A 6,094-nucleotide genomic window follows, 5' to 3' on the forward strand; every position below is an offset into this window, starting at 1 on the left:
TCTTAATAAAAAGCGTGAGTTATAGATCATCCAAGCCAAGTGTTTGGCGGATAATCGTTAATTTTGCTGGTTCGCCTTGCTCAGCTGCACTTTGCAATGCGCGAGTTGGAGCGTGAATCAGTTTGTTGGTGAGTTTATTACTCAGCTCGCGCAGCACTTTCTCCGGATCTGCGCCTGCCGCTAAAGATTGCAAACTTTTGCTCAGTAACTCTTCACGAATTTCGTTGGCTGATTTGCGATAGTCGCGAATACTATCGACGGCTTGCAGTGAACGCAACCATGTCATAAATGCAGCGCTTTCTTCACTAACAATCGCTTCAGCTTGAATCGCTTCGACTTTACGCTGCTCAATGTTGCTGTCGATGATAGATTGCAAGTCATCAACAGAATACAGATATGCGTCGTTCAGTTCACCGACTTCCGACTCCACATCTCGCGGCACCGCAATATCGACCAACAAGATAGGTTGATGCCGGCGCTGCTTTAGAGCCGTTTCGACCATACCTTTGCCAATAATAGGCAATGGGCTCGCCGTTGAGCTAATCACAATATCCGCTTTCGCCAAATGTTCAGGAATTTCGTTCAAACTGATCACTTCTGCGCCAAATTGGTCCGCTAAGCCTTGCGCGCGCTCTTTAGTGCGGTTCGCGACAATCATTTTTGTGCAACCGTTGGACGCTAAATGCTTCGCGACCAATTCAATCGTCTCACCCGCACCAACTAAAAGCACGGTTGAATCTGATAACGACTCAAAAATATGTTTTGCCAGTGTACATGCCGCATAAGCCACGGACACGGCATTACCACCAATATCTGTCTCTGTTCTCACCCGTTTGGCGACTGAGAACGTCTTTTGAAACAGTTTATCAATCGAGGCATCGACAGCTTGATGATCTCGCGAGTCAGAAAATGCTTGCTTTACCTGCCCCAAAATTTGAGGCTCACCCAACACCAGAGAGTCAAGACCGCACGATACGCGCATCAAATGCTTTATTGCAGCTTGTTCTTCATGAACATACAAACTCGGCATTAAATCTTCGCGGCTCACTTGATGAAATTGAGCAAGCCAATCGATCAACTTGTTTCGCGCTCCTTGCTTAACATCGCAGTACAACTCAGTTCGGTTACAGGTTGAAACAATCACACTGCCGTTAACTGCTTCGTGCTCTCTAAGTTGCTCGAGTGCAGGGCCGAGTTTATCCGGACCAAACGCCACCTTCTCTCGCAAGTCGACAGACGCTGTATTGTGATTAATTCCAATAGCAAGCAAGGACATCTAACGTGGTATCTCTGGGATAGGTTATAAAATAGGTCCAGAATTTTACTGTAAGCACGCATTTATTGAAAGGGTAAGCCGGATTTGTTTTCCTAAGTGCGACTTTTCAATGCTATAGTTGTGAGCGATTCCCGATGAAACTGATTAATAAGCCATCAAACATGACGTTACGCTCCTTTATTCTTTTTTTCTTGTCGAGCTTACTGCTCGCTGGTTGTTCGTCCGTTCCTGAAAGTGTTACCAGCGTTGAATGGCAAGCTCATGAGCAGCGACTCGAAACCATCCGAGATTTTCAAGCAACGGGGAAACTTGGTTATATTGGCCCAGACCAAAGACAAAATTTAAACTTCTACTGGAAACATTCTTCAGCACTAAGCCAGTTGCGTTTAACAACGATTCTCGGACAAACGGCATTAAAGCTCACCATCACCCCACAAGGCGCCACAGTAGAAACTTACGATGATCAGGTCCTTTCTTCTCGCAGTGCTAATCAGCTGATTTACCGTCTTACAGGGTTGATGATGCCCGTCGATCACATGCCTGACTGGCTATTAGGTCTACCGACCGATGCCGACAAATTCCAACTGTCTCCAACCAATACACTGCAAGCGTTAAACAAACAAATTGGTTTAAATGATTGGAGTATTGCATATCAAAGATATGGCGACGTTCAATGGCATGAACAGTCTCTCCCTCTGCCAAATAAGCTGAAACTCACCACAGCTGATGTCAAAATAAATCTAGTGATCACAAAATGGAACATCACCCAATGATTGAACTTTCAACACGCTGGCCATCACCAGCGAAATTGAATCTCTTTCTACATATCAACGGCCGTACAGAGAATGGCTATCACGAGTTACAAACGTTATTCCAATTCGTCGATCACGGCGATGAGCTCACCATTCAAGCGAACCATTCTGGTGATATTACGATTTCTCCAGAGATAGAAGGTGTGCCTCTTCAAGACAATTTAATTTGGAAAGCTGCAACCGCGCTTCAAACTTACTCAAACTGCCCTTTTGGCGCGCATATTGAGCTACAGAAAGTGCTGCCTATGGGTGGAGGCATTGGTGGGGGCTCATCGAATGCAGCTACAGCATTAGTGGCACTGAATTACTTATGGCAACTGAATCTAACTGACGACGAACTGGCTGAAATAGGTTTAAAACTAGGCGCAGACGTGCCCGTATTTGTGCGCGGATTTGCAGCTTTTGCTGAAGGTGTTGGTGAAAAACTCTCTCCTGCTTATCCCGAAGAAAAATGGTATTTAGTCGTCAGACCGAATGTATCTATCGCAACCGTCGACGTTTTTTGTCATCCAGATCTGACGCGAAACACCCCAAAACGAGATCTAGAAACACTTTTAAATACGCCAAGCGTAAACGATTGCGAAAAAATTGTACGAATGCTCTACCCAGAGGTTGATAAGCAACTTTCTTGGCTGCTACAATACGCGCCGTCAAGATTGACGGGGACAGGATCTTGCGTTTTTGCTGAATTTTCGAGCAAATCTGAAGCAGAAACTATCCTTGCACAACTCTCTGATAAAGTCTCGGCATTTGTCGCTCAAGGGCGCAATATTTCGCCATTAAAAGAGACTTTGGCTGAATACCAATCAGCCTCACACCGACCTATTTAAACTGGACGCAAACCCGAGGTTTCCACCGTGCCTGATATGAAGCTATTTGCTGGTAACGCAACACCTGAACTAGCCCAACGTATTGCTGATCGTCTTTACATCTCTCTTGGTGATGCATCTGTTTCTCGCTTTTCTGATGGCGAAGTTGCAGTTCAAATCAATGAGAATGTTCGTGGTAGCGATGTTTTCATCATTCAATCCACTTGTGCACCGACTAACGACAACCTAATGGAATTGGTTGTTATGATTGATGCAATGCGCCGTGCTTCAGCAGGCCGTATCACTGCAGTTATCCCTTACTTCGGCTACGCTCGCCAAGACCGTCGTGTACGTTCTGCGCGTGTGCCAATTACTGCAAAAGTTGTTGCTGATTTCCTATCTAACGTTGGTGTTGACCGCGTTCTAACTATCGACCTACACGCAGAGCAAATTCAAGGCTTCTTCGATGTACCTGTAGACAACATCTTCGGCACGCCAGTGCTACTTGAAGATATGCAGGCTCGCGGTCTAGATAACCCTGTAGTGGTATCTCCTGACCTAGGTGGCGTTGTTCGTGCTCGTGCAACAGCAAAAGCACTAGGCGACATCGACATCGCAATCGTAGATAAGCGTCGTCCACGTGCAAACGTTTCTGAAGTAATGAACCTAATCGGTGATGTTGAAGGTCGTGACTGTGTGATCGTTGATGACATGATCGACACAGGTGGCACACTATGTAAAGCAGCTGAAGCACTAAAAGAGCGCGGTGCTAAGCGTGTATTCGCTTACGCTACTCACGCAGTATTCTCAGGCAACGCTGCGGATAACATCAAGAACTCAGTTCTTGACCAAGTTATCGTAACTGACTCTATCTCTCTGTCTAAAGAGATGGCTGCAACAGGTAAAGTGACAACACTAAGCCTATCTCGCATGCTGGCTGAAGCGATTCGTCGTATCAGTAACGAAGAGTCAATCTCTGCAATGTTCAACTAATACGAACATTTCAGTTACACTGATTTCAAAAGCACCCCTCTTTGGGGTGTTTTTTTATTTGTATCGATAGGCAGAAAATCCCTTGGTCGCCCACCGCGAGTTTTCTGTGCTATCATACTGCGCTTTTTGAGATTCCAGAGAGATCCTAACCTTGAGTCAACAAATCAAACTTCTTGTTGGTCTTGCTAATCCAGGACCAGAATACGCCAGAACTCGTCACAATGCGGGCGCTTGGGTTGTAGAAGAATTAGCACGCGTTCACAACGTTACACTGAAGAACGAACCAAAGTTTTTTGGTCTAACAGGACGCATTATGGTCAATGGCCAGGATCTCCGTTTGCTTATCCCAACCACCTTCATGAATCTATCAGGTAAATCGATCGCTGCGCTTGCGAAATTTTATCAAATTAAACCTGAAGAGATCATGGTTGCTCATGACGAGCTAGACTTACCGCCAGGTGTCGCTAAGTTTAAAAAAGGTGGGGGTCACGGTGGACACAACGGTCTGCGTGACACCATTAGCAAACTGGGCAATAACAAAGATTTTTATCGTCTTCGTATTGGCATTGGTCATCCGGGACACAAAGATAAAGTGGCGGGTTTTGTATTAGGTAAAGCGCCAGCTAAAGAGCAAGAGCTTTTAGATGCAGCAGCTGATGAGGCTGTTCGTTGTCTAGATATCCTGATTAAGGATGGCCTATCTAAAGCACAAAATCGCCTCCACACGTTCAAAGCTGAATAAGGTTACTATCATGGGTTTTAAATGTGGCATCGTTGGTCTACCTAACGTAGGTAAATCAACTCTGTTCAACGCACTAACTAAAGCGGGTATCGAAGCAGCAAACTTCCCGTTCTGTACCATTGAACCAAACACTGGTGTGGTTCCTGTGCCAGATCTACGTCTAGACGCACTAGCTAAGATCGTTAACCCACAGAGAGTTCTTCCAACGACGATGGAGTTCGTGGACATCGCTGGTCTTGTTGCTGGTGCATCACGTGGTGAAGGTTTAGGTAACAAATTCCTAGCTAACATCCGTGAAACAGACGCGATTGGCCACGTTGTACGTTGTTTTGAAAACGAAAACATTGTTCATGTTTCAGGTAAAGTTTCACCTATCGAAGATATCGAAGTGATCAACCTCGAACTTGCAATGGCTGACCTTGATTCTTGTGAGCGAGCGATTCAACGTAACGCGAAGAAGGCAAAAGGCGGCGATAAAGACGCAAAATTTGAACTAACCGTACTAGAAAAACTGTTACCAGTACTTACTGAAGGCGGCATGGCACGCACAGTTGAGCTATCTAAAGAAGAGTTAGCAGCAATCGGCTATCTAAACTTCCTAACACTGAAGCCAACTATGTACATTGCAAACGTAAACGAAGATGGCTTCGAAAATAATCCATATCTAGATGCGGTTCGTGAGTTCGCAGAAAAAGAAAACAATGTCGTTGTACCTGTATGTGCAGCTATCGAATCTGAACTATCTGAACTAGAAGATGAAGATCGCGAAGAATTCCTAGCAGATATGGGGATCGAAGAGCCGGGTCTGAACCGTGTAATTCGCTCTGGTTACGAACTACTGACTCTACACACCTACTTCACAGCAGGTGTTAAAGAAGTACGTGCTTGGACAATCCCTGTTGGTGCAACTGCGCCTCAGGCGGCAGGTAAGATCCACACTGACTTCGAGAAAGGCTTTATTCGTGCAGAAGTAGTCGGTTACGACGATTTCATCCAATTCAATGGTGAAAATGGCGCAAAAGACGCAGGTAAATGGCGTCTAGAAGGTAAAGACTACATCGTAAAAGATGGTGATGTTGTACACTTCCGCTTCAATGTTTAATTAAATGAATGAATTCTAAACACTTCATTTACACTAAAAGCCAGCTGTTAAGCTGGCTTTTTTAATACCTTAAGTAAATGAACAAAAATAAATTACGCAACTGCAAGCTAATTTATTTCCAGTTTTAGATCATAAACACGCCTCTTTGTTTAAAAAGGAAGCGAACGAGGTTTTTTCCGAAATTTATTAAAAAAAACTGTTGACGGATCTCACTCAACTTCGCATAATGCGCGCCGTTCCCAACGACAAGGCAACAAAGCGTTGAGAACAAAAAATATGGTTTTGGCTACGTAGCTCAGCTGGTTAGAGCACATCACTCATAATGATGGGGTCACAGGTTCGAATCCCGTCGTAGCCACC

At 44.9% G+C, this 6,094-nt stretch carries 6 protein-coding genes and 1 tRNA gene; 6 read left to right on the plus strand and 1 reads right to left on the minus strand.

Features of this window, described 5'->3' with window-relative positions:
• Positions 1 to 19: 19 nt before the first annotated feature.
• A complete protein-coding gene (gene hemA / locus R7E29_RS14020; RefSeq protein WP_005384104.1) occupies positions 20 to 1,276 on the minus strand; it encodes a glutamyl-tRNA reductase in 1,257 nt (418 codons plus the stop codon).
• Positions 1,277 to 1,410: 134 nt separating this feature from the next.
• On the opposite strand from hemA, the gene lolB reads away from it, so the two are divergent.
• From lolB to R7E29_RS14050, 6 genes are all read left to right on the plus strand, one after another.
• Positions 1,411 to 2,049, plus strand: coding sequence for a lipoprotein insertase outer membrane protein LolB (gene lolB, locus R7E29_RS14025; protein WP_017819988.1), 639 nt, complete (start codon positions 1,411 to 1,413; stop codon positions 2,047 to 2,049).
• Positions 2,046 to 2,918 (plus strand): 4-(cytidine 5'-diphospho)-2-C-methyl-D-erythritol kinase, encoded by an 873-nt coding sequence (gene ispE / locus R7E29_RS14030; protein WP_025768957.1) that lies wholly within the window; start codon positions 2,046 to 2,048, stop codon positions 2,916 to 2,918. Before lolB ends, ispE begins: the two co-directional genes overlap by 4 nt.
• Positions 2,919 to 2,945: 27 nt before the next feature.
• The gene (locus R7E29_RS14035) at positions 2,946 to 3,890 is read left to right on the plus strand and encodes a ribose-phosphate pyrophosphokinase (RefSeq protein WP_005393176.1); all 945 of its coding nucleotides are present in this window, start codon (positions 2,946 to 2,948) and stop codon (positions 3,888 to 3,890) included.
• Positions 3,891 to 4,041: 151 nt separating this feature from the next.
• Positions 4,042 to 4,632, plus strand: coding sequence for an aminoacyl-tRNA hydrolase (gene pth, locus R7E29_RS14040; RefSeq protein WP_005384112.1), 591 nt, complete (start codon positions 4,042 to 4,044; stop codon positions 4,630 to 4,632).
• Between the two features lie 10 nt (positions 4,633 to 4,642).
• Positions 4,643 to 5,734 (plus strand): redox-regulated ATPase YchF, encoded by a 1,092-nt coding sequence (ychF, locus tag R7E29_RS14045; protein ID WP_005393178.1) that lies wholly within the window; start codon positions 4,643 to 4,645, stop codon positions 5,732 to 5,734.
• A gap of 284 nt (positions 5,735 to 6,018) precedes the next feature.
• Positions 6,019 to 6,092, plus strand: a tRNA-Met gene (locus R7E29_RS14050).
• Positions 6,093 to 6,094 lie beyond the last annotated feature (2 nt).

This window comes from Vibrio sp. Vb1729, assembly GCF_033338655.1.
GTDB lineage: Bacteria > Pseudomonadota > Gammaproteobacteria > Enterobacterales > Vibrionaceae > Vibrio > Vibrio alginolyticus.